The 23,465-nt window shown below is 65.5% G+C and carries 24 protein-coding genes, 1 pseudogene and 1 riboswitch; of the genes and pseudogenes, 12 read left to right on the top strand and 13 right to left on the bottom strand.

All coding sequences use genetic code 11. From position 1 onward, the window contains the following. Window positions 1–571: 571 nt before the first annotated feature. A complete protein-coding gene (locus IC66_RS0133460; RefSeq protein WP_038950565.1) occupies window positions 572–1,324 on the bottom strand; it encodes an SDR family NAD(P)-dependent oxidoreductase in 753 nt (250 codons plus the stop codon). 26 nt (window positions 1,325–1,350) lie between these two features. Then, window positions 1,351–1,992 carry a pyridoxamine 5'-phosphate oxidase gene (gene pdxH / locus IC66_RS0133455; RefSeq protein WP_038950564.1) on the bottom strand — a complete coding sequence of 214 codons (642 nt, stop codon included), beginning with the start codon at window positions 1,990–1,992 and terminating at the stop codon, window positions 1,351–1,353. A 113-nt stretch (window positions 1,993–2,105) separates the two neighbouring features. Here pdxH and IC66_RS0133450 point away from each other — a divergent pair, with 113 nt between their 5' ends. Together IC66_RS0133450 and IC66_RS0133445 are read left to right on the top strand one after the other, a co-directional pair. Continuing rightward, window positions 2,106–2,513: an RT0821/Lpp0805 family surface protein gene (locus IC66_RS0133450; protein ID WP_028144183.1), complete on the top strand. Its 408-nt coding sequence runs from the start codon at window positions 2,106–2,108 to the stop codon at window positions 2,511–2,513. 109 nt (window positions 2,514–2,622) lie between these two features. Further along, window positions 2,623–3,585, top strand: a complete 963-nt coding sequence (locus tag IC66_RS0133445; protein ID WP_028144184.1) for a DnaJ C-terminal domain-containing protein — start codon at window positions 2,623–2,625, stop codon at window positions 3,583–3,585. Window positions 3,586–3,906: 321 nt separating this feature from the next. On the opposite strand, the gene IC66_RS0133440 is transcribed toward IC66_RS0133445, so the two are convergent. Both IC66_RS0133440 and IC66_RS0133435 read right to left on the bottom strand, forming a co-directional pair. Beyond that, window positions 3,907–4,677 (bottom strand): anti-sigma factor family protein, encoded by a 771-nt coding sequence (locus IC66_RS0133440; protein WP_028144185.1) that lies wholly within the window; start codon window positions 4,675–4,677, stop codon window positions 3,907–3,909. Window positions 4,678–4,783: 106 nt separating this feature from the next. Further along, window positions 4,784–5,272: an RNA polymerase sigma factor gene (locus IC66_RS0133435; RefSeq protein WP_028144186.1), complete on the bottom strand. Its 489-nt coding sequence runs from the start codon at window positions 5,270–5,272 to the stop codon at window positions 4,784–4,786. 173 nt (window positions 5,273–5,445) lie between these two features. On the opposite strand from IC66_RS0133435, the gene fabI reads away from it, so the two are divergent. The 4 genes from fabI (at window position 5,446) to IC66_RS0133415 (ending at window position 9,397) form a co-directional block, all read left to right on the top strand. Beyond that, the gene (gene fabI / locus IC66_RS0133430) at window positions 5,446–6,261 is read left to right on the top strand and encodes an enoyl-ACP reductase FabI (protein ID WP_028144187.1); all 816 of its coding nucleotides are present in this window, start codon (window positions 5,446–5,448) and stop codon (window positions 6,259–6,261) included. A 13-nt stretch (window positions 6,262–6,274) separates the two neighbouring features. Then, complete coding sequence (locus IC66_RS0133425; RefSeq protein ID WP_038950563.1) at window positions 6,275–6,874, top strand: histidine phosphatase family protein; 600 nt, start codon at window positions 6,275–6,277, stop codon at window positions 6,872–6,874. 181 nt (window positions 6,875–7,055) lie between these two features. Next, entirely contained in the window at window positions 7,056–8,144 is a 1,089-nt protein-coding gene (gene aroC, locus IC66_RS0133420) for a chorismate synthase (RefSeq protein ID WP_038950561.1), read from the top strand. 62 nt (window positions 8,145–8,206) lie between these two features. Then, complete coding sequence (locus tag IC66_RS0133415) at window positions 8,207–9,397, top strand: adenylate/guanylate cyclase domain-containing protein (protein ID WP_038950560.1); 1,191 nt, start codon at window positions 8,207–8,209, stop codon at window positions 9,395–9,397. Between the two features lie 21 nt (window positions 9,398–9,418). On the opposite strand, the gene IC66_RS0133410 is transcribed toward IC66_RS0133415, so the two are convergent. From IC66_RS0133410 to IC66_RS0133385, 6 genes are all read right to left on the bottom strand, one after another. After that, window positions 9,419–10,180: a hypothetical protein gene (locus tag IC66_RS0133410; protein WP_038950559.1), complete on the bottom strand. Its 762-nt coding sequence runs from the start codon at window positions 10,178–10,180 to the stop codon at window positions 9,419–9,421. 79 nt (window positions 10,181–10,259) lie between these two features. Continuing rightward, the gene (gene clpS / locus IC66_RS0133405) at window positions 10,260–10,565 is read right to left on the bottom strand and encodes an ATP-dependent Clp protease adapter ClpS (protein ID WP_038950558.1); all 306 of its coding nucleotides are present in this window, start codon (window positions 10,563–10,565) and stop codon (window positions 10,260–10,262) included. A 44-nt stretch (window positions 10,566–10,609) separates the two neighbouring features. Further along, complete coding sequence (locus IC66_RS0133400; protein WP_028144192.1) at window positions 10,610–10,951, bottom strand: DUF190 domain-containing protein; 342 nt, start codon at window positions 10,949–10,951, stop codon at window positions 10,610–10,612. A 2-nt stretch (window positions 10,952–10,953) separates the two neighbouring features. Next, window positions 10,954–11,376: a fluoride efflux transporter CrcB gene (gene crcB / locus IC66_RS0133395; protein ID WP_038950557.1), complete on the bottom strand. Its 423-nt coding sequence runs from the start codon at window positions 11,374–11,376 to the stop codon at window positions 10,954–10,956. A gap of 201 nt (window positions 11,377–11,577) precedes the next feature. After that, the gene (gene crcB, locus IC66_RS0133390; RefSeq protein WP_028144194.1) at window positions 11,578–11,967 is read right to left on the bottom strand and encodes a fluoride efflux transporter CrcB; all 390 of its coding nucleotides are present in this window, start codon (window positions 11,965–11,967) and stop codon (window positions 11,578–11,580) included. Between the two features lie 19 nt (window positions 11,968–11,986). After that, window positions 11,987–13,195: an MFS transporter gene (locus tag IC66_RS0133385; RefSeq protein ID WP_028144195.1), complete on the bottom strand. Its 1,209-nt coding sequence runs from the start codon at window positions 13,193–13,195 to the stop codon at window positions 11,987–11,989. 102 nt (window positions 13,196–13,297) lie between these two features. Continuing rightward, a riboswitch (Fluoride riboswitch) is annotated at window positions 13,298–13,375 on the bottom strand. 273 nt (window positions 13,376–13,648) lie between these two features. Here IC66_RS0133385 and IC66_RS0133380 point away from each other — a divergent pair. From IC66_RS0133380 to IC66_RS0133370, 3 genes are all read left to right on the top strand, one after another. Continuing rightward, window positions 13,649–14,512 (top strand): DUF1194 domain-containing protein, encoded by an 864-nt coding sequence (locus IC66_RS0133380; protein ID WP_028144196.1) that lies wholly within the window; start codon window positions 13,649–13,651, stop codon window positions 14,510–14,512. Window positions 14,513–14,773: 261 nt separating this feature from the next. Beyond that, window positions 14,774–17,596 (top strand): autotransporter outer membrane beta-barrel domain-containing protein, encoded by a 2,823-nt coding sequence (locus IC66_RS0133375; protein ID WP_038950555.1) that lies wholly within the window; start codon window positions 14,774–14,776, stop codon window positions 17,594–17,596. 198 nt (window positions 17,597–17,794) lie between these two features. After that, complete coding sequence (locus IC66_RS0133370) at window positions 17,795–18,430, top strand: hypothetical protein (RefSeq protein ID WP_028144198.1); 636 nt, start codon at window positions 17,795–17,797, stop codon at window positions 18,428–18,430. Between the two features lie 37 nt (window positions 18,431–18,467). Here the strand turns inward: IC66_RS0133370 and IC66_RS0133365 are convergent, their stop codons facing one another. Then, a complete protein-coding gene (locus tag IC66_RS0133365) occupies window positions 18,468–19,241 on the bottom strand; it encodes an enoyl-CoA hydratase/isomerase family protein (RefSeq protein ID WP_049806705.1) in 774 nt (257 codons plus the stop codon). A 253-nt stretch (window positions 19,242–19,494) separates the two neighbouring features. Here IC66_RS0133365 and IC66_RS0133360 point away from each other — a divergent pair, with 253 nt between their 5' ends. Then, complete coding sequence (locus IC66_RS0133360) at window positions 19,495–20,028, top strand: VOC family protein (RefSeq protein ID WP_244429206.1); 534 nt, start codon at window positions 19,495–19,497, stop codon at window positions 20,026–20,028. Beyond that, a complete protein-coding gene (locus IC66_RS0133355) occupies window positions 19,955–20,587 on the top strand; it encodes a hypothetical protein (protein WP_038950553.1) in 633 nt (210 codons plus the stop codon). The genes IC66_RS0133360 and IC66_RS0133355 overlap by 74 nt, the downstream gene beginning before the upstream one ends. On the opposite strand, the gene IC66_RS0133350 is transcribed toward IC66_RS0133355, so the two are convergent. Further along, a complete protein-coding gene (locus tag IC66_RS0133350) occupies window positions 20,584–21,663 on the bottom strand; it encodes an Acg family FMN-binding oxidoreductase (RefSeq protein ID WP_390887155.1) in 1,080 nt (359 codons plus the stop codon). The two genes, IC66_RS0133355 and IC66_RS0133350, sit on opposite strands and share 4 nt — an antisense overlap. Window positions 21,664–21,773: 110 nt before the next feature. Continuing rightward, window positions 21,774–22,580 (bottom strand): GntR family transcriptional regulator, encoded by an 807-nt coding sequence (locus IC66_RS0133345; RefSeq protein WP_244429205.1) that lies wholly within the window; start codon window positions 22,578–22,580, stop codon window positions 21,774–21,776. Between the two features lie 194 nt (window positions 22,581–22,774). On the opposite strand from IC66_RS0133345, the pseudogene IC66_RS0133340 reads away from it, so the two are divergent. Further along, window positions 22,775–23,465 (top strand): annotated as a pseudogene (locus IC66_RS0133340) (hydroxymethylglutaryl-CoA lyase); the annotation flags it as partial.

Here is a 23,465-nt window from a genome sequence, read left to right as displayed (position 1 = left end):
GCAGGGAAGGCCGAGTGATTGGCCACACCTGTATGCTGCTGTGCGGTTCTTCTGCGTGTGCCTATTGCGCAGCAGACCGCGGGTGCGAGCTGGGCACCCGGCCTTCCCTGCGCCCTCTTGGATTTAGAGGGTAGCGAGACCAGGCAAAGCTCGGGCGAATTGCGCCGCGAGGCCGCGATGCCGTGTCTGCTACTTGAGCTGCGTGCCACAATCTCGATGTCGTAGGGTGGGCAAAGCGCAGCGTGCCCACCACTCTCCCGTATTGGTTAAATTCGTGGGCACGGCGCCATGCGCCTTTGCCCTACGGGCACCGCCGCTGGGATGTGCACTGGAGCATCGCAATGTGCGCCACACTCCGTTCTCGTGCCCCGGACGCAGCGCAGCGTCATCCCGGCGATGCGAAGCATCGTCCGGGTGGACGGTGCGCTGCAGAGTCGGGGCCCACCTCGCCGCGTGCCGAGCCGCCCCTGGATCCCGGCTCTGCGCAGCGTCACTGCGTGCCGCAACGCGTCCGGGACACGAGAGAGCGAGGTTGTCGCCCTTGTTGCGTCACTGCAATGACGCGAACGGACTACACGTGCTGGCCGCCGTTGATGTGGATCTCGGCGCCGTTGACGTAGGACGAGGTGTCCGTGCACAGCACGTAGATGATCTTGGCCACTTCGTCGGGCGTGCCGAGCCGGTGCATCGGGATCTGCTGCTCGACGATCTTCTCGGTGCCGGGCGACAGGATCGAGGTGTCGATCTCGCCCGGTGCGATGGCGTTGACGCGCACGCCGACGCGGCCGAAATCGGAGGCCATCTCGCGCGTCAGCGATGCGAGCGCGGCCTTCGACGTGGCGTAGGCGGCGCCCGCAAACGGGTGCACGCGCGAGCCCGCGATCGAGGTGACGTTCACGACCGAGCCCTTGGCCGCCTTCAATTCCTCGATCAGCCCGCGCGCCATCATGATCGGCGCGAAGAAGTTGACATGGAAGACGTGCGTCCAGGTGTCGAGATCGGTGTCGACCGAGCCGAGCCTGGAGCCGCCCGCGCCCTTCGGCGAGATCGCGGCATTGTTGACCAGCGCATGCAGCGTGCCGCCTTCGAGCCGGTTGCGGATGTCGGAAATCGCGCGCGTGGTATCCGCGGGGTTGGCGAGGTCGACCTGGATGTGGTCCTCGGGCCCCGCGTCCCACGGGCAGTCCTCCGGAAACGGATGCCGCGAGCAGGTGATGACGCGCCAGCCCGCCGAGGAGAAGCGGATCACGGTGGCATGGCCGATGCCGCGGCTGGCTCCGGTCAGGAGCAGTGTGCGGCGCGGCGCATTGGACGAATGCGGCATGGACATCTTTCAGGTCGGCCTAAAGCTTAGGGGTACATCCGCGTCTTGGACCACTTCTGGCCCGCCGCGTCACGGCGAAATTCGATGCGGTCGTGCAAGCGGAACGGGCGGTCGTGCCAGAACTCGATCCGCGAGGGCGTGATGCGCCAGCCGCTCCAGCCCGGCGGCCGCGGCACTTCGCCGATGACGTATCTGGCCGCGACTTTCGCGATGGCTTGTTCGAAGGCGAAGCGGCTTTCCAGCTCCTGCGACTGCTTGCTCGCCCAGGCGCCGATCTGGGCCTGCTTGGGTCGGGTGGCGAAATAGGCGTCGGCCTCGGCCTCGGTCACCGGCGTCACGTTGCCGCGGATGCGGACCTGACGGCGCAGCGACTTCCAGTGAAAAAGTAACGCTGCCTTAGGATTTGAGGCGAGTTCGCGGCCCTTCTGGCTGGCGATGTGGCTGTAGAAGACAAAACCCTCGGTATCGAAGCCTTTCATCAGCACCATGCGCACGTCAGGCAAGCCGTCGGGGTCGACGGTTGCGAGCGCCATGGCGTTCGGATCGTTCGGCTCGCTCTTGATCGCCTCGTTCAGCCAGGCCTCGAACAGCGCAAATGGCTCGTCGGCGGCGGTGAAATCACCGGATGTTAAGGGTGTCTGGTGTTTCATCGAGGTCGTGTCGGTCATGTCTGGAGTCCGAGTTGCGTCCCGCGGCCCAAAACGCGTTGTCGTCCGCTACCGCCCTATATAGGGCATGGGGACCCGTTGGCCTATCGGCGATCCGGCCGTCCGGCTTTGTCATGACGATCATTCTCATCGGGCTCGGTGCCGGAGGATGCAGCTTTTCCCGCAATGACAAGAGTGCCTACGCCAGGGCCGACGACAGCGACCTCACCGGTTCGATCGCGCGGCCGGCGAAGGACGCCCCGCCGACCGAGACCGATCTCGCCTTCGCCCGCAACGCCGCCTCCGACGTCCTTAGCAAGGGCGACAGGGATTCCAGCCAGCATTGGGAGAATCCGGAGACCGGCGCGCGCGGTTCGGTGACGCCGATCGCGCAGTCCTATGCCGCCGAGGACGGCCGCAAATGCCGCGATTTCCTGGCGAGCTACGTCAACGGGGCGACCGAAAGCTGGCTCCAGGGCGCCGGCTGCCAAAGCACCCGTGGCCGTTGGGAGATTCATACGCTAAAGCCGTGGCGGAGCTAGGATTCGGCGCGCGCCCCTAGTTGCAAAAATGCCACTCTCTCCCCACATGGATTGCAGGTGGGGCGGGGAGCCCTTTGAACAATTCGATTTCTTGAAGGAGACGTGACGGATGCGCGACCCCTATGAGGTCTTGGGGGTGCCGCGGAGCGCCAGCGCTGCCGCGATCAAGAGCGCCTATCGCAAGCTTGCCAAGAAGCATCATCCCGACAGCAACAAGGACGACCCCAAGGCCGCCGAACGCTTCTCCGAGATCAACTCGGCGAACGAGATCATCGGCGACGAGGACAAGCGCAAGCAGTTCGACCGCGGCGAGATCGACGCCGACGGCAAGCCGCGCTTCCAGGGTTTTCCGGGCGGTGGCGGGCCGCGCGGCCGCGCCGGCCCCGGCGGGTTCGAAAGCTATACGTTCCGCTCCGGCGGCGGTCCCGGCCAGGGCGGCGGCGCGTTCGAGGATATCCTCAACAGCATGTTCGGCGGCGGGATGCGCGGCGCCCGGCCTGGGGCCGGCGGCGCCGGGCAGTTCGAATTCGACACCGGCGGCGTCGGGCTCGATCTCGACGTGAATGTCGCCATGTCCGTCTCGCTGGAAGAGTCGGTCAAGGGCGGCGAGAAGCGCGTCCGGCTGCCGACAGGCAAGGAGCTCAACGTCAAGATTCCGGCCGGCGTCACTGAGGGCCAGCAGATCCGGCTCCGGGGACAGGGCGAGTCCGCGCAGGGCCATCCGCCCGGCGATCTCCTGATCACCATCAACATCGCGCCGCACGCCCACTTCAAGGTCGAGGGCGCCGACTTGCGGATCGATCTGCCGGTGACGCTCTACGAGGCGGTGCTCGGAGCCAAGGTCCGCGTGCCCACCCTCGGCAATGCCGTGGAGCTTTCGGTTCCGAAAAATACCTCCAGTGGCCGGACCTTCCGCCTCAAAGGTAAGGGATTGCCGAAATCTGGCGGAACCGGGGATCTCTTCGTCACCATCAGGATTATGCTACCGGACGGGAACGACGCCGAGCTTGAAGCATTGATGGAGAAGTGGCGGGACCAACACCCCTACAATCCACGTAGCGGGCTCGGCTAGGGCGCTAGCCGAGTCATCCCGACGATCGGAGCATTCTCTTCCCAAAAGGATGATGCTCAACATACGCCTGAAGCGCGGCTCGCGCTTCGACGCTGACGTTCGAGACGTGTCGGTTGCCCGGCGGGGCAGCCGATAAAAAGGTGCGGCCTCGAGAGGGGGACCAGCGCGGTACCAAAAACCCCAATCGAGGCCGCCCGCGTCGATCGGCGGATCGAACGCTGCTCATTTTCGCGTGATCATCCGGTGCGATAATGAGACGCGCCGATGTCTTCATTCCAAATTTTCAATGACGGAATCTAGGCACCGCCCTCGAGCGGCTGTCTAGGTGCCGTTTTTCTCGGCCTGATCATACACCGCCTGCGCCACTCGGGTCAGCCGGTCGCGATCACCGCCGCCGCTGACGACGTAGCCGACGCCGCGCTCGGCCCAGAACAACGCGCCGTCCTTGTCCGTTTTGGCGTAGCGCATTTGCGTCGCACCATTCTCGGTCTTGGCGGTGTAGATCGTGTAGCGCTCGCCCGAGGCGCCCTCATACATCAGGAACGAGGCCGGACCGTTCGGTCCCGGCAACAGCCGGCCGCCGACGAGCTTCAGCCCGCTCGCCTCCAGGTTCGGCGCGAACACGGTCCAGCCGCAGCGCCGGGTCAGCCAGGCCTGCAGGTGGTCGCGCTCATTGCCGCCGACCTCGACGGGGTGGCGGACCTCCACGACATAGAGGCGGTGGGCGTCGAGCGCGTCCGCCGTAAAGCTCCGGAAGGTGGAGGGGGCATTGGCGGCGCCATGCCCGACCCAGCCGGCGGCGCCGCCGGCGACGAAGGCGACCAGCACCGCCGCCGCGGCGCCATAGAGCCATTGCCGCGGGCGGCGTTCCAGCCGCTCGAGCTCCAGCCGGGCCGGCACCGGCTCCTGGGCGACGGCATCGTAGCGGGCGTGCAGCATCTCCGCCATGGCGCGCCAGGACTGCACGCGCTCGGCCTCTTCAGGATGGGCGGCGAGCCAGGCCTCGACGTCGGCGCGGCGCTCGGCCGGCAGCTCGCCGTCGACATAGGCGTGCAGTTCGTCCTCGGTCACTGGGATATTGCGGTCGTTCATATCAATCGTCTCTGGCTCTGTGGCCTTAAATGTCGTTCAAAGCTCGACGTCGCGTAGCTCATCTTCATGCTGCTGGCGGATGACACGCGATGCATCAACCCTGCCATCATTTCACCCGCCTGAGCGTCGGTCGCTCGCCCTCCAGCGAGGCCTTGACGTGGGCGCGGGCGCGGGCGAGGCGCGACATCACGGTGCCGATCGGCACGCCCTGGATGTCGGCGACCTCGCGGTAGCTCATGCCTTCCAGCATGACCAGGAGCAACACCGAGCGTTGCTCCTCGACGAGCGTGGCCAGTGCTCTCTCGATGTCGCGCCCTTCGGCTTCGGTGCCGCTGGCATCCGGATTGTTCTCCGTCAGCTGCATGAACTGCGGCCGCCTCGCCAGCGAGCGCCGCCGGTTCTTGTTGAGGTTGGTCAGGATCGTGTAGAGCCAGCTCCTGACGTCGCCTCCGAGAAACAATCGCTCCGAACGCAGTGCTCGCACCAGCGTGTCCTGCACCAGATCGTCGGCCGCGTCCGCGTCGCGCGTGAGCGCGCGGGCGTAGCGGCGCAACGCCGGGATCATGGCTTCCACACTCTGGCGAAACGCACTCATTGCGGTCTTGACGTCCTGGTATCAGGCGCGAGCGCCTATAGCGATCATAACACCCGAACGGAACGGCTATTCCGGCGCTCGAAACAGCGTTAACGCGGCGTATTAGGGCTGTACCGCAGGGGAGGGCTGGTGTACCTCCAGACCTCACCAAGAGTTCGACGGGACGTTCAAAAATGGCGCAGAATTCGGGTCTGATGCAAGGAAAGCGCGGAGTGGTCCTCGGCGTTGCCAACAACCGCTCGATCGCCTGGGGCATCGCCAAGGCATGCCACGCCGCCGGCGCCGAGCTCGCCTTTACCTATCAGGGCGATGCGCTGAAGAAGCGCGTCGAGCCGCTCGCCGCCGAGATCGATGGTCTCGTGCTCGGCCATTGCGACGTCACGGATGCCGCGACCATCGATGCCGCGTTCGCGGTCCTGAAGGAGAAATGGGGCAAGATCGACTTCCTGGTGCACGCGATCGCCTATGGCGAGCAGCTCGACGGCCGCTACGTCGACACCACGCAGGAGAATTTCTCCAAGTCGATGCTGATCTCCTGCTACTCGTTCACGGCCGTGGCGCAGCGCGCCGAGAAGCTGATGACCGACGGCGGCTCGCTGATCACGCTCAGCTATTACGGCGCCGAGAAGTGGATGCCGCATTACAACGTGATGGGCGTCGCCAAGGCGGCGCTGGAGGCCAGCGTGCGCTATCTCGCCGCCGACCTCGGCGAGAAGAACATCCGCGTCAATGCGATCTCGGCAGGTCCGATCAAGACGCTCGCGGCGTCCGGCATCGGCGACTTCCGCTATATCCTGAAGTGGAACGAGGCCAACGCGCCGATGCGGCGCAACGTGTCGACCGAGGACGTCGGCGGCAGTGCGTTGTATTTCCTCTCCGACCTCTCGCGCGGCGTCACCGGCGAAGTGCATCACGTCGATTCCGGCTATCACGTGCTCGGCATGAAGCGCCCGGACGCGCCGGACATCTCGTTCGGCGGCAAGGACTAGCCTCAAATCCGGAATGCCCGTGCCCACGATCTATTACCTTCGCCATGGTGAGACCGAGTGGAATGCGCTCGGGAGGCTTCAGGGCACCAAGGACGTTCCGCTGAACGCGCGTGGACGCGGTCAGGCCGTGCAGGCCGGCAGCATTCTCGCCGATCTGTTCAAGCGCGAGGGCCGCGACAAGGCGGCGTTACCCTATGTGTCGAGCCCGCTCGGCCGTGCGCGCCAGACCATGGAACTCGCGCGCGCCAAGTTAGAGCTGCCGGTGGCGAATTACGCGCTCGACGATCGCCTGCGCGAGATCGGCTATGGCGTCTGGGAAGGTCTGACGTTGGCCGAGAGCGAGGCGAAGGATCCCGGCGTCTATGCCAGACGCCTCGCCGACAAATGGACGGTCGGCCCCGACGGCGGGGAGACCTATGCCGACGTGCAGGTCCGCGTTCGCGCCTGGTACGACCAGCTGCGGACCGACATCGTCGCGGTCGCCCATGGCGGGACCTGCCGGGCCCTGATGGTGTCGCTCGGCCTGGAGACCCCCGTCAGTGCCGCCGAGCTCTATATCGAGCAGGGCGCCGTCTACGTGTTCCGCGACGGCCGGCTGGAGAAGCATAGCTAACGGTGCCGCCCCAATCTCCGCCGTCATGCCCGGGCTTGTCCCGGGCATCCACGGACTTTCGCGCTCGCGGCAGCTAGAACGTGGATGGCCGGGACAAGCCCGGCCATGACGAATGTGGTACGCATTTGACCCTCCATCGAGGGCGCGTTACCACACGCCGGAACCGAGCCAGCGAGCAGCGATGTCCTTCAACACCTTCGGCCACATGTTCCGCGTCACCACTTTCGGCGAGAGCCATGGGGTGGCAATCGGCTGCGTGGTCGACGGCTGTCCGCCCATGATCCCGCTCACCGAGGCCGACATCCAGCAGGACCTCGATCGCCGCCGGCCGGGCCAGTCGCGCTTCACCACCCAGCGCCAGGAGCCGGACCAGGTCAAGATCCTCTCCGGCGTGATGACGCATCCGGAGACCGGCGTGCAGGTGACGACCGGCACGCCGATCGGGCTCCTGATCGAGAACACCGACCAGCGCTCCAAGGACTATTCCGAGATCAAGGACAAGTTTCGGCCCGGTCACGCCGACTTCACCTATGAGGCCAAATACGGCCTGCGCGATTATCGCGGCGGCGGCCGCTCCTCGGCGCGCGAGACCGCGACGCGCGTTGCCGCCGGTGCCATCGCGCGCAAGGTGCTGCCCGACGTGAAGGTGCGCGGCGCGCTGGTGCAGATCGGCCCGCACAAGATCGACCGTGCGAAGTGGGACTGGGACGAGATCGCCAAAAATCCGTTCTTCTGCCCGGACAAGGACAAGGCCGCGTTCTTCGAGACCTATCTCGACGGCATCCGCAAGAGCGGCTCCTCGATCGGCGCGGTGATCGAGGTGGTCGCTGAAGGCGTGCCGGCCGGCCTTGGCGCGCCGATCTACGCCAAGCTCGATTCCGATCTGGCGGGCGCGATGATGACCATCAACGCGGTGAAGGGTGTCGAGATCGGCGCCGGTTTCGGCGCCGCCGAGCTGACCGGCGAGGAGAATGCCGACGAGATGCGCACCGGCAATGACGGCACGCGCTTTTTGTCCAACCATGCCGGCGGCGTGCTGGGCGGCATATCCACGGGGCAGCCGGTGGTGGTGCGTTTCGCGGTGAAGCCGACCTCCTCGATCCTGCAGCCGCGCCGGACCGTCGATCGCAAGGGCGCGGACACCGAAATCTTCACCAAGGGCCGCCACGACCCCTGCGTCGGCATCCGCGCCGTCCCCGTCGGCGAAGCCATGATGGCCTGCGTGCTCGCCGACCACTTTTTGCGCGATCGCGGGCAGGTGGGGCGTTGATGTCGCGGTACTAGCCCACCGCGCAGCTTGACGGCGCTACAACTTCGTCCGCAAATGCGGGCATGCAAAGCTCCGAGCTCCAGCGCATCACCAACTGGCTGATCGACGGCGCGCGGTCGTCAGGCACCCCGGCCGAGATGATCGCGGACGTCTGCGAGCATCTGGTCGAAGCCGGCCTGCCAATCTGGCGGTTCGGCATCTTCATCCGCACGCTGCATCCGGAGATCTTCGGCCGCAACTTCATCTGGCGGCAGGGCGAGGAGGTCGAGATCGGCACCGTCGATTTCGAGATCCTCGACACGCCCGAATTCGCCGCGAGCCCGCTCCGCATCGTGTTCGAGCAGGGGATCGAGGTCAGGGGGCGCATCGGCGATCCCGACAACAAGCGGTTTCCGATCCTCGACGACCTGCGCGCCGAAGGAGCGACCGACTACATCGCGGTGCCGATGCCGTTTCTCGACGGCTCGGTCCACGCGACGAGCTGGGTGACACGGCATCCCGGCGGCTTCACTGACGACCACATCGCGGCGATCCGCTCTATCGTGACGCCGCTGGCGCGCGTCAGCGAGATCATCAGCCTGCGCCGCACCGCCGAGATGCTGCTCGACACCTATGTCGGCAACCGCGCCGGCGCGCGCATCCTCGGCGGCCAGATCCGCCGCGGTCACAACGACACCATGCAGGCCGCGATCTGGCTGTCGGATCTGCGCGGCTTCACCGCGCTGTCGGACCGGCTGCCGGCCGAGACCGTGGTCGAGATCCTCAATCACTATTTCGACTGTCAGGTCACTGCGATCCGCGGCCATGGCGGCGAAGTGCTGAAATTCATGGGCGACGGCCTGCTCGCTGTGTTCCCGATCGACGAATATGTCGGCGATGCCGCCCATGTCTGCACGCGCGTGCTGGAAGCGGCGCGCGAGTCCCGCGCCAGCGTCGAGGCGCTGGCCTTTCCGGTTGGCGAGGCCGTCGAGCGCTTCCGCTTCGGCGTCGCGCTGCACGTCGGCAACATCCTCTACGGCAATATCGGCGCCGGCAACCGCCTCGACTTCACCTGCATTGGTCCCGCCGTGAACCTTGCCGCAAGGCTCGAGAAGATCACGGGCCGCCTGGGGCGGACGGTCGTTGCCTCGGAAGGTTTTGCCAATGTCTGCCGCCACGACTGGCGCGAGCTCGGCGAGTTTCCGATCGCGGGGTTTTCCAAGGCGCAGCGCGTGTACGGGCTCGGCGAGGAGACACCGGTTGTGATGGCCTAGCGGACGGCACCGTCGGCGGAACTAATCAGCGCGCACATACGACTGCCTCAGCCCAAGCGTCAGGATCGTCAGAGTGATCCACAGCCGCAGCATGGCAAAGCTGAAGATGAAGACGAAATAGATCAGGTTCTTGCTGAACTGGGTCGCCGACGAGGTCTGCCAGAAATTCCAAATCGCGCTGCGCACCGTTTCCTGTCCATAGGCGAGGGCGACGTTGACGCTGCCGAGGACGATGACGGCGGCGCCGAGCCACAGTCCGCGCCGCGCGAATTCGCCTATGGCGGCAAACAGGGCGACCTTGCCGTCGTCGCGCTCGGCACGGACGATCATGAGCAGCACGAGTGCGGCGATCCATGCGCTCCAGAATCGACCGGGATGGGTGAACTGGTCGAATGCCATGCCGTCGAGGCCTGCCATCAGATGATACGAAGCCTCATAGCCGATCGCTGCGGCGCTGAGCGCCGCAGCGATCATCACGAGCATGATCCGCCACAGGATCGAGAAGGAGAGCTTGAACTGGTCGCCCAATGTCAGCGTGCCGAGCGAGGATTGGCCGCCGGCCGCCTCGATCGATTGTCGTGCCGTCGCAAAGAACGCCAGCAGCACCGAAATGTCGGAAACGATGATGGCCGGCAGTGCCACGGCGCCGCCGCCGAACGCGATCACCCGCATTGCAGCCGCCAGGATCAGCCAGGGCAGGGCATGCAGGAGCTTGAACGGACCGAACGAGGTTTCGGGGCGGGCGGGCTCGAGCGCGAGCTGTTTGCGCAGTGCGACTGTCATCGCGTTGTGGTGACACAGGAGATTGAACCTGCGGTAGCGCGGATCGCTAAAATTGACCCGAAGCGGGCAGATAGCGCCGCTACTCCTCCGGCTCCGTCGTGAACAGCAGCGGATAGCCCTTGGCGCGGCCGGCGTCGGTGGCGCGGGTGGCCTTGGTCTCGGCGACGTCCCTGGTGAACACGGCGACGACGCAGGCGCCGAGCTTGTGCGCGGTGATCATCACCTTGTAGGCCTGATCCTCGGTCATGCGGAATTCGGCCTTCAGGATCATGGTGACGAATTCGCGCGGCGTGTAGTCGTCGTTGATCAGGATGACCTTGTGCAGCTTCGGCCGCTCGACCTTGGTCCTGGTCCGCGTCTTCGGCTTGGTGACAGTATTGTTCATTCCGCCTCCCGGACACGGCGGGCTCGAGTTCCCCGCCGCAGCGATCAGCCTGCGGCCTTCGCACCATATTGCAGGACCTGCACCTTCTCCAAGGTGATCAGCCCGCTCGACATCATGCCATCCAGGATGGGCAGGAATGCGTTGATGTTGTCCTCGCTGTCGACGATCTCGATCAAGAGCGGTAAATCTTCAGAAAGCCGCAGGATCTTCGACGTATGCAGCCGGCTCGATTTGCCGAAGCCCATGGGGCCGCGCAGCACGGTGGCGCCGGCAAGGTGCCGCTCGCGCGCGGTCATCACGATCGCTTCATAAAGCGGCTTGCCGTCGAAATGGTCGCTCTCGCCGATGAAGATCCGGAGCGAAACTGCCTGATTGGGGATTTGCATGGTCAGTTCCTCGTCAAGCGGTTGTAGCGGCTCGCCATCATATGGCCTGCCCACACCGACACCAGCCAGCAGATGACCGACGCCGCGATATAGGCGAGCGCGGTGTATCTCATGCCGCCGTGGAACAGGCGGAAGGTCTCCAGGCTGAAGGTCGAAAAGGTGGTGTAGCCGCCGCAGAACCCGGTCATGACGAATTGCCGGTGCTCGGGCCGCGCCAGCAGACGGCCGTCGGGGCCGGTCAACGTCGCGTAGAAGCCGATGATCAGCGAGCCCGTTGCGTTGATGAACAGCGTCGCGAAGGGAAAGCCCGGCCCGGTGTCGAGCGCGAGCCCGACGAGATAGCGCGTCAGCCCGCCGACGATGCTGCCGACAGCAACCCAGCCGTAAAGCATCGCAGTGCGCCAGCGCTCGGCGGGAGAGTTCATCGGCCTCTAGCCCTTCTCCCTCTCCCCGCGCGCGGGGAGAGGGTCGGGGTGAGGGGGGCTCTCCACGAGGGAGGTGGCAGTTGGACTCGCGGAGAGTCCCCCTCACCCGGAATCTGCGTTTCACGGAGATTCCGACCTCTCCCCGCAAGCGGGGCGAGGTGAAGCCGCGGCCTGGCCAACGCTTCGACAAATGCCATCGCGTTAGCCTCCCAGACCGTCCGCAAGGAGGAAGCCGCAGCTGACGGCGGCAAGGCAGAGCCCGACCGAGAACACGACATTGCCGAGCGCATGCATCGGTTCGCCGCTCCGCACGAGCGTCAGCGTCTGCAGGCTGAACGAGGACACCGTGGTGTAGCAGCCGAGAAATCCCGTCACCGCGAACAGCCACGGATTGGGCGCGGCGAAGGCCGAGCCGGGATGGGTCGCCAGCGCGCCGAAAATGCCGATCAGGAAGGCACCGGTGACGTTGATGGTCATGGTGCCCCACGGAAACGTCTCGCCCAGCCGCCGCGCGATCACGCCGGAAACGAAATAGCGTGCGCAGCCGCCGAGCACGCTGCCGACCATGATGGCGATTGCTCCGCTCAGCACGACGAACGACCTCTCATCCTCATTTGTCCTCCGCTGCCAGACCGTTGCCGACGGCCAATAGTCCCACGAGCGAGACCAGCGCGAAGCCGAGCCCCGCAAAGAACGTTCCTGCCGGACCATAGGCGTCCCACAGCGCGCCGGCGATCACGCTCGCGGCCAGCAAGGCAAGGCCGGTGAACAGGTTGAAATAGCCGAACGCGGTGCCGCGCAGGCTGGGCGGCGCGGCGTCGGCGACGAGGGCCGAGAGCAGGCCTTGCGTCAGTCCCATATGCAGCCCCCACAGCGCGACGCCGAGTGCGAGTCCGCCAAGGCTCGGCAGCAGCGCCAGCGCAAGATCGGCACACGCGAGGAAAACGAGCCCGAGCGCGAGCAGGCCGGTCCGGTTGATCCGGTCCGAGAGCACGCCGGCCGGATAGGCCGACAGCGCGTAGACGATGTTCATCAGCACCAGCACCGCCGGCACCCACATCGCATTGAGCCCGATATTCTGTGCCCGCAGGATCAAAAAAGCCTCGCTGAAGCGCGCGAGGGTGAAGACGACGCCGACGGCCACGACGCGCCAATAAACCGTGCCGAGCTGCCGCATCGCGGCGAGATTGAGCGGATTCCCTGCAGGCTCCCGGCTCGGATCCGGCTCCGGCTCGCTCACCGCGAACGCGATCAAGCCGAACGACAAGAAGGCCGGCAGCACCGCCACCCAGAACACCGCGGTAAAATTGTCAGCGGTCCACCACATCAGGCCGATCGCCACGAGCGGTCCGACGAAGGCGCCGATGGTGTCGAGCGATTGCCGCAGGCCAAAGCTCGCCCCGCGCAGGCCGCGAGGCGCGATATCGGCGATCAGCGCATCGCGCGGCGCGCCGCGAATGCCCTTGCCGACGCGGTCGATGAAGCGCGCCGCCACCAGCCATCCGACGCTGGGGGCAAGCGGGAACAGCGGTTTGGTGAAGGCCGCGAGCCCGTAGCCGAGCGCTGCGAGCAGCTTGCGCCGGCCGAGCCAGTCGGACAATGCGCCGGAAAAGATCTTGGTGATCGAGGCCGTCGCCTCCGCGATGCCCTCGATGAAGCCGACGGTGAGCGTGGAAGCGCCGAGCACGGTGACGAGATAGACCGGCAGGAGCGCGTGGATCATCTCGGAGGAGATGTCCATCAGCATCGAGACGAAGCCGAGCACCCAGATCCCTCTGGGTAGGGCGCTACGTGCAGCATTCGGTGTCGTCGTCGTCACGTCTTCGCCTTCTCCCGGCTTTCGTCGCCAGACAACAAAAAACCCGCCATCGGCGGGTTTGTCCATGCTCCCGCCGAAGGCAGAGGCCCAAAGTTTGCCCCTCCTCAAGCAGGAGTCATCAGCCCACCACGGTCATCGACCGGCGGGCGGTTATCGGGGGACTCCATCCCCATCTGTATGGCCAACCTAGCATGGAAATCGGGCCGGACAAGTAGGTGGGGCGCTCTGTCCCGCGGCTCGTCGTTCCGGCTTTGCGCAACGCGGGCCCCGATGATGCGAGCAATCTGGCGCGTTCCAGCGGCGCGAGCGCGGCAACACGGCGGCAGCTTCGCGCAAGGGCGTGCACAGTCCCGACCCGCAGCTTCCTAACTCGAATGTGAAGCGCAAGCGATCTTCGCCCTTTGCGGCTCGGCGATTGCATGTCACCATCGCGTCATACGACGGGAGACTGCGATGCGTTTGCTGTTCTCGATCGGGGCTGTGCTGGTTGCCGGCATGTTTGCCGGAGGGGACGTCGCGGGCATCGCGGCACCAGGACCAAAATTTGAACCGCCAAAGAACCAGCCGCAGCGGTTTGCGGCCGACAGGGACGCGCAGACGGTCGACGTCGAGCTGATCCTCGCGGTCGACGTGTCCTACTCCATGGACATGGACGAACTCGCGATCCAGCGCGAAGGCTATGCGCAGGCGATCCAGTCGAAGGAATTTCTTCAGGCGCTGAAGCTCGGACCGAACGGCCGGATCGCGGTGACCTATTTCGAGTGGGCCGCCTCGAGCGACCAGAAGATCATCATTCCCTGGCGGCTGATCGACGGCCCGGAGACGGCGGATGCAGTCGCCGCCGAGATCATGAAGACGCCGATCCGGCGCGCCTCGCGCACCTCGATCTCCGGTGCGATCACGTTCGCGATGCCGCTGTTCGACGAGGATCCCTATCGGGGCCTGCGCCGTGTGATCGACATTTCCGGCGACGGCCCCAACAACAATGGCGGTCCGGTCACGGTGGCGCGCGACGCCGCGCTGGAGAAGGGCGTCGTGATCAACGGCCTGCCGATCATGGTCAAGGAGCCGTCCTATTCGACCATGGATATCGACAATCTCGATTTCTACTACGAGGACTGCGTCATCGGCGGTCCGGGCTCCTTCGTCATCACGATCAAGGACCGCGACAAGTTCAAGGAGGCGATCCGCACCAAGCTGCTGATGGAGGTCGCCGGCCGCACGCCGGAGCGCCCCGTGATGCCCGTCGCCGACAAGGAGCCGCGCGTCAACTGCCTGATCGGCGAGAAGATCTGGTCGGACCGCTGGGGGCGCTGAGCGGCGTGCTACGTCGCCAATGCTCGCTGCCGTCTCGTGGCGACGATCGCGATGACGGTAGCGTCGCAGTCGGCTTTGTGGCGGATTAGCCACAACCCGGGCGAGCCGCGTTCGACCCGGTTCCAACTCGATTGCCGGCCGTTGCAAAGCAACCTAAGAGTTGAGTGTTCGTTTCTCTTCGTTTCCCATCTCGCACACGCAATTGCCGCATCATTCCCAGCACACATGGCTTCGAAAATTGGCGCCGTAGCAGCACGCTGCGTGGCGATCGCCGCCGCCTGCGCTTCCGTCTCGATGCTGCTGACGGCACGGGCCGAAGCCGCATGCACGCCCGCGGCCGGAAACGATGTGTCGGCCGTCTGCACTGGCGCGACGGCGGGCGGCTACGGCGGTGCCGGCTTCACCAATCTGAACGTCACCGTGGACACCGGCGCCACGGTCACGGCGGGTGCCGCGAGCATCACCTTCAATACCGGGAGCCTGCTGAATCGCGGCACGGTGAGCGGCGTCACGTCCGGCGTTCTCGGCGCCACGGCCACGATCACCAATTCCGCCCTGATCTTCGCGAGCGGAGGCACCGCCATCGATCTCAGCGGCAGCCTGACGTTGACCAATTCGGGATCCGTGCAAGGCAGCCAGAACGGTGTCCACGCGGCGACTGCGACCATTGCCAATTCCGGCTTGATCGTCGGCACGTCCGGCCAGGCGATCAGCCTGAGCGGCTTTGGCGACATCACCAACAGCGGCAACATTTCCGGCAATTACGGCATTCTCTCGTTTTCCACCGTCAAGCTCGCGAACCGCGGATTGGTGTATGGCGACAATGCCGCCTTGTCGGTGAACGGCGCGACGATCGACAATAGCGGCACGATCCTGTCCGGCGGCACCGCCGTCGATTCCGCGGGCGCAACGATCGCCAATCGCGGCACGATCAGTGGCGCCAGCATCGGCATCGGGACCTCCGGCTTCACCTTGAACCTCGACAATTCCGGCAGCGTTTCGGGCCAGTTCGGCATCTTCACCAACGTTGGCAACATCGTCAATTCGGGCACGATCAGCGGCACCGGCGGCACCGCCATCGATGCATTCGTCAACCTCGCGCTGGTCAATTCGGGCGTGATCAGCGGGCAGACGACGGCGATCTTCGCACCGACCGCCGCCATCACCAATTCGGGCTCGATCGCCGCGGCCACCGCGGCGGCGATCGATGTTACGGCCCTCACCTTGGCCAATTCCGGATCGATCAGCGGCGTGACGTCAGGTGTTCACGGCGCCACGGCCACCATCGCCAACTCCGGCTCCATCACCGCCACCGGCGGCCCCGGCATCGATCTCAGCGGCAGCCTGAAGCTGACGAATTCAGGCTTGGTGCGCGGCAATTCCGACGGCCTCAGTGCCGCGAGCGCGACCATCGTCAACTCCGGCTCGATCGTCGGGAATTTGCGGGCCATCAACCTCGTCGGGGCCGGCGACATCACCAACAGCGGCAGCATTTCCGGCGGCTCCTACGGCATCGCTTCGTTTTCTGGCGTCAAGCTCGTCAATAGCGGCACCGTCTCGGGAAGCGTCTCCGCCGTTTCGGTGAGCTCGGCGACTATCGACAATTCCGGCGCGATCCTCTCCAACGCGGTTGCGATCGATGCCGGGATCGCCGCGATCAACAATTCCGGCACGATCGCGGGGCGGGGCATTGCGATCACAACCGTCGATCTCACGCTCTTCAACACCGGCACGGTGTCGGTCAGCGATCCCGGCGCTTCGGCGATCTATGCGTTGAGGGCCGATATCAGCAATGCCGGCCTGATAGCGGCGGCGAATACCAGCAGCCTGGCGATTTCCTTAAGTTCTGCGGCCGATACGCTCACTTCGTTCGCCGGCTCCCGGATCATCGGCCGCATCGATCTCGGCGGCGGCGCCGATAGGGTGGATTTCCGCGGTGGCAACTTCAATTACACTTTCAACTCGCTCGCGGGCGTGACCGTCACCTCGGCGGGGCCTTACATCGTGCAGGGATCGCGGGCCGTCACGGTCGATCCCACGCCTTTCGCGGCGACCAACCGCAACATCCTGGCGTTCTCCGCGGCGGTGACGTCGGCGCTGCCGCTGGCGGAGCCGCCTCCGCCCGCTGCGAGACCGGCGATGAGCTACGCCACGGCGGTCAGACCGGCGCAGGGCGCGCGCGAGGCCTTCGCCGCGGTGATGACGCCGCAGGGGCCGACGGCCGTCTATGGCGGCGGAGTGAGCATGTGGGCGCGCGGCTTCGCCGGCGAGCGAGATCAATCGGCAACAGGCCCGCTGCTCCACACCGTCAATCGCTTCCAGGGCGGTTTCATCGGCGGAGACTGGCAGGCCAATCCGTTCTTTCGTCTCGGCGCGTTCGTCGGCGCGGGCGCCATGCGGAGCACGGAGGATCTCAATCTCAACGGCGTCAGCTCGGATGTCGCGTTCGGCGGCGCCTTCGCCCGCGGCACGTTCGGCGACACCTTCCTCGACATGATGATCCAGCTCGGCCGCTTGTCAGGACATAGCTCCCGCGTGGTCAGCAACAATCTGGCGCCGACCGGGATCGAGACTGCCCTGGGCGACTACGCCGGCTTGTACGCGATCCCCGAACTCGGTCTCGGGCGTCACATCGAGCTGGGCGAGATGGGCGGCACGACGTGGCGGCTGACCCCGGTGGGACGCATCCGCTATCTCGCCGGCAACCTCGGCGGCTACAACGAGAGCGCTTCGACGGCGAGTCTGACGGTGGGCGGACGCCGGCTGTCGGAGCTCGAGGAGCGCGCTGAGCTGAAATTATCGGGAACGATCCGTAGCGCCGACTTTGCGGTGATCACCGGGAGCCTCCGCGTTGGCGTGCTCGGCGCGCAACGGGTGGGCGGTGCGGCGGTGAACGCCACGCTGCTCGGCCAGGCCATTCCGTTCGCAACGCCGGGCGCCGACACGATCTGGGGTGTTCTGGGCGGAGGCGGCCTCGAGCTCAGCCGAGGCGCGGCCAGCTTCTTCGTCTCTGGCGACTACCTGAAGGCGTCGGACTCGAGTGTGGTTTATGGCGGGCGCGGCGGGTTGAGGCTCGCCTTCTAGAACTCGGGTTGTCCGGACGATGCCCGCGCCTACCCAAGATGAGATCATTTGCCCCACCGCACCCGGCAGTTGAAATTAATCGATCGTTAACCGGCGCGTGTCCCTAATCGCGTGGTTTCTGTCCGTTTCGAGCCAGCACCCTGACATCTGCTGAGGCGAACGAAAGCGGGTTTGTCAGACCTGTCTCCGAGCAGTCCAATGGCCACCGTCACATCGAGCACCAACCAGATTTCGCCCGCCAACGAGCGGCTGTATCACCAGAGTGCTCTGGTCGGCGACTGGAAGGGCAATTGGGTGGGCAACAACCAGCCCGTCGGCTTCAAGGTCGTGAACATCCGCGGCGCCCGGGCGCAGGTCGAGTACACCCATAACGGGCACACCGAGCGCGGCTTTGCCGAGGTTCAGGGCACACTTATCACTTTTGGCGGGGTCACGGTCGGCACCAAGGACGGCAAGAACATGGTGATGCTGTTCTCCTTCGGGGGCGCCGGCAAGCAGACCGCGAATCTCGAGAAGCAGGCCCCGCCGGCTTCCGACAGCCGCCTCATGGGAAGCTGGGGCGGCTATTCCAGCGCCAACGGCAAGAGCGCGAGCTTCAAGGTGCTCGCGGTCAATGGCAAGGAAGCGCAGGTCAGCGTCACCACCGACGGCGTCACGCGCCAGGGCACCGGCTACGTCTACAAGAACGTCATCATGTTCGGGCAGACGCAAATCGCGACCGATGACGGGCAGAACGGCAAGGTCATCTACCAGGTCGGCACGAAATCCTTCATGGTGCCGGTGACGAAATATCCGCCGGCCGACACGTCGTCCTCCGTCGACAGGACCGCCTGAACGCGCGGCGCCCCGACACGCGCGGGGCCTGCTGTCCTCACCATTTCGGCGTCCGCTTCTCCACGAACGCCCTCAAGCCCTCCTGCGCCTCATCCGACGTCGCGACGTTGCAGAAATCGTCCACGGCGCTTGCAATGCTGCGGCGATAGTCGAGATCGATCTGGCGCATGAAGGCCGCGCGGCCCATGCGCAGCACCGCGGCTGATTTGCCGGTGAACTGCGCAGCGAGCTTCGCGACCTCGGCCTCGAGCTCCGCATCCGCGATGACGCGATTCACCACGCCGAGATCGCGTGCTTCCATGGCGCTGAAGACCCGGCCGGTGAACAGCAGCTCGAAGGCGCGGTGTCGTCCGACGATGCGCGGCAGATGCGCGTAGTGGATCGCGGGAATGACGCCGACGTCGATCTCGGGATAGCCGAACGTCGCGCTCTCGGCTGCCAGCACCACGTCGCAGGACACCGCCATGGTCATGCCGCCGCCCCGCGCCGCACCGCCGACCGCGGCGATCGAGGGCTTTCCGAGCCCGTACTGGGCATCGTAAAGGTCGATATAGAGCGCCTGGAGGAATTCCCGGATCTCGGCGCCGGATCTGCCAAGCAGGATGTCGAGGTCGAGGCCCGCCGAAAAACGTTTTGCAATTGCGCTCGCCAGCACGACCACGCGTGCGCCGTCGTCGTCCGCAGCGCGGCGGAAGGCGGCAACAACTGCGCGGATCATCTCGAGGCTCAGCGCATTGACGGGCGAGCGGCGCAGCGTGATGCGGGCGATGTCGTCGAGACGCTCGTATACAACCGGATCGTCAGATGTCACCGAGTTCTCCATGCTTTCATCGGACAGCACCTTCAACTGCCGCTCGACCTTGCGCAAGACTTCGCGGGCGGCCGCAAGGGCCCATCGCCGATCAGCCGCCAGACATCGTCAGTCCGTTCCGTCAGATGCGGCATCGTCAGCGGCAAGAGGGCCCGCTTCATGACCAGCTTACGTTGCGGCGCGACCCGTGCAAGACCTCGGGCGCGCATGCTAGGCTGCGTGCGGGAGATTGCTCGCGACTTGGAGAGGACAGATGACCGACGAACATCCCATGATGGCCGGCTCCGCCATCGTTTTCGTCGTCTCCGACATCGCCGCGAGCCTCGCCTATTACCGCGACGTGCTCGGGTTCGAGGTCACCTTCGAATATGGTGCGCCCTTGTCCTATGCCTGCCTCTGCCGCGACGTTGTCGCTCTGCATCTGCTTGCAGCGGCCAGGACGAAACGATTGCCCGGGCAGGGCGGCCTCTGCATTTTCGTCCGCGACGTCGACCAGCTCTATGCCGAATTGTCCGGCCGTGGCGCCAGGCCATCAACCAGCCGGAGGATCGCGATTACGGCATGCGCGATTTCGACATCGTTGATGCCGATGGCAATCAGCTCACCTTCGGCATGGGTATCCCGGAACCCGGCTGAGGCGATGCCGGCGCAGCCTTGCTGGCATTCCTCATCGCCGGAGGGTATGATTTGCGAGGTTTTCGAAGGTTACCTGAATGTCCCGCCTTGCAACTTCATGCGGTCTTGCAGCTATCTTCGCCGTGCTCTGGCTCGGCGGCACCTCCGTTGATGCGCAAGTTGCACCGCTGAGGTATGTCATACCGGGCGGACCGTTTGGCTTTGGCGGCAGCGATGGCCAGAGCTCGGATCCTTACGGCAATTTTCCAAGCTTCAATGCCGGTGACGCAGGCGGGCGCACTAATTTTGCGAATGGCTTCTTCGTCGGCAGCCAGCGCGGCAACCTCAATTGGAGCGGGCTCAGTCAGACCGGGCAGAGTCAGACCGGGCTTAGTCAGAGCGGACTTGCCGGCAATTTCAGCGCGCTCTCCTATGACAGCACGCAGTTCGGCTACACCACCAAGACAGCTGGCGGCTTGCCCGTGACGTTCTTTGCCGGCTTCGAGACGTTGAAATATGGCAATGGCATCGGCAGCTCGGTGGCGCCGCTGACGTCGGGCGCGGTACCCGGCACCAGCGCATTTGCGGGCGTCGAGTTCAAACCGACCTCCAACCTCAGTCTGTCGTTCGGCGCCGGTTTCATCCAGCAGGACTCGGGTCGCATGGACAGCGATATCAGATCGAACATGCTGCCCGGCGAGTCGCCGGTCCTGGGCGGCCTTCGGCGTTAGGATCGCATCACAAGCTCCGGCGGACGCCGCTGCGATTTCGGCAGGTCCGGGCCGTACCCGAAACGCATCACGATATCGGGACGCCGCTCGCCCAGTCCGATTGAGGCCGCGAATTGCGGCCTCAGCGCCGCCACCTCGACCGGCTGGTTGACGAAGGAATATTTGAGCCCGAGCGCGGTCGCCTGCAAGCCGAAGCGCTGGCAGGCGCGGCCGACCGCAATCCAGTGCGATGTATCGCTGCGATCGGCCGCGAGCACGACGACGCCCGCAGAGCTGGCGAGCTGTTCCCGGTACTTCTTGTTTTCGCTGCGCTCCGTGAAGAAGAACTTCAGCAGCGGCCGTGCCAGCCATGACGGCAGAGACGGGTTTCCCGAGGCGGGCGAGAACAACCCGTCCATGGTCGCGAGCGCCTCCGTCTCGTTGAAGCGAATCCAGCTCACGAGCTCGCGCATGAAGGCCTTGTCGCGCATTTGCACGGAGTTGCCTTCGAGCACATAGTCGGTGACCCCGGCGATCGCGACACGCTCGGTCATCAGGATGGCCGCGACATCAGGTTCGCGGCAGGCGCTTTCGAGCTGGCGCAAGGTCTCGGTTGCGGCCGGCCTGCCGTCGAACGCCGCGCGGGTGCATTGCCTGACCGGAATCGCGGCCGCCAACGCCGATGCGGCCGGCGGGGCCTGCTCGAGCGCGATCACGATCCGGTCGCCGTCAATGACCGGATCGGCGCACCAGCCCAGCGTGGATGCGGCGAGGATGAGGTTTTCGGCGGCGCAGCCGAGACTGACGAAGAGGTGATGATCGTCCGGATCGACGGCCGGGCAGCGGCGCGTGAAGTCCGGTGCAATCGCGATCTCGTTGCCGCGAGCGGAGAAGATCCACGGCTGGGTGTTGTGGCTGTTGGCGGCGAGGATGGCAAAGCGCACGAGCTCGCGATCCCTCGGCACGGCCTGCAGCGGAGCCCGAGACGTCGTCACTGCCTCGTCATAGGTCATCGTTGCCCCTGCGGCAGGGAAGCCGCCGATCGCAGCCGCGGGCAACCCGAGCGCGGCCCCGATGAACTGTCGCCGGTCAACCACAAACGTCCGCTCCACGCCCTTGCAAAGCAAGCCTCTAGCACCAACGGGCGCCAGAACGATTGAGCGGAATCAAGATCGGATGGCGGGTCCAGGGAATCCTGGCTTGAGCATCACGACAAGCCCGCCACCAGCGGCCGTTGCAGGTGCTTGGCCATCAGTTCCGCCGCTTCGGCATAACGCCCGGTTTCCAGAATGTCGAGCAAGCGCAGATGCTCGCGCACGTGACGCCGCATGCCGTCGCGGTCGGCAAAGCTGCGATAGGCGAACAGGCGTCTGATCGAGTTCACCCGCCTGAGCGCTTCGAGAAAAAAGGGATTGCCGGCGCCGCGGATGATGTCTTCGTGGAATTCGCAGCCGGAGTGAAAGATCTCGCCGATCGTCATCTTCTCGAGCTCGCCTTCGAAGACGCGCTGCTGGCGCTCGCGCAGACGTACGATCACTTCCTGCGGCAGGGCAAAACCCGGCTGCGCGATTGCCGCCGGCTCGATCACCGCACGAAACGCCTTGGCCTGTGCTTGAGATTCGGGACTCGAGACCGTCTCTGCGAAACGCCAGCCATAGCCCGGCAGACGTGCGATCCAGCCCTCGGCGGCGATCCGGTCCAGCAGCCGCTGCAGCTCGGCCCGCGTGACGTCATAGCGGCGCATCAGCTCCGCCTCGGTAACGTCGGTCGGCAGCCGGCTCGCGAGCACGTCGCCTGCGACGGACGCATAAACCTGCTCGTTGCGCCTGACTGCGGCGAGCGCCGGTTGGGCTGCGCCGCTGGTGGGATTCTTGGCCAGCACAAAGCCGCGATGCGGCTCGCCGCGCGCCAACCCCGCGGCCTCCAGAGCCTTGAGGCCGAGCCGGATCGGCGCGCGTGAAAGGTCCAGCGCGTCGGCAAGCCTTTGTTCGATCAAGCGGTCGCCGGCCTTCATGCCTTCGCGCCGGGCGAACGCCATGATGAGGCCGGCGAGGTGCTCGGCGCGTTCGGAACCGTCGGTTCGGGTGCCGCGCTGTCGGGAACTGTCGGATGCAGTCATTGCAGTGCACGCAAAGTTTAGGGCTTGACAGACTGTCCCATGGATTGTTCTTTTATGCAACAATATACAATCGACCGAGGGAGAGCCCGATGGCACGCGCGCCGGATGTCCATATTTGCGAGGTCGCTCCCCGCGATGGTCTGCAGAATCTCGACATCTTCGTTCCGACCGAAGCCAAATGCGCCTTGATCGACACGATCGCTGCTGCCGGCGTGCGCGAGATCGATGCCGGCTCGTTCGTGCCGCCAAAGGTCGTGCCGCAATTCGCCGATGTCGATACGGTGATGGCGCACGCGCTCACGCACAAATCGGCAGCCATCGGTGCGCTGGTGCCGAACGTGAAGGGCGCCGAGCGTGCCATCGCCGCCGGTGTCGACGCCATCTATTTCGTCATCTCGGCGAGCGAGACGCACAACCAGGCCAATGTTCGCCGCACGGTCGATGAGCAGATCGAGGGATTTCGCGCGGTTCGCGCCGCGATCGACGCTCGGCCCGTGGGGCAGCGGCCGCAGCTGATGGGCGCGATCTCCACCTCCTTCGGCTGCTCGCTCGAAGGCGAGGTCAGTGAAGCGGCGGTGTGCCGGGTGGCGCGCGCCTTTGCCGAGGCCCGTGCCGACGAGATCGGGCTTGCCGACACCGTTGGTTACGCCACCCCAAAGCTGATCGGCCAGATCGTTGCAGCCGTGCGACGCGAGGTCGGGCCGCAAATGACGTTGCGGCTGCATCTGCACGATACGCTCGGCGCCGGCCTTGCCAACGCCGTCGCCGGTCTCGAAGCCG

It is taken from the genome of Bradyrhizobium genomosp. III (assembly GCF_000261705.1).
GTDB classification, from domain to species: Bacteria; Pseudomonadota; Alphaproteobacteria; order Rhizobiales; family Xanthobacteraceae; genus Bradyrhizobium; species Bradyrhizobium ottawaense.
Note: the sequence above shows the minus strand (reverse complement) of the source record. Positions and strands in the feature narration are given on the sequence as shown.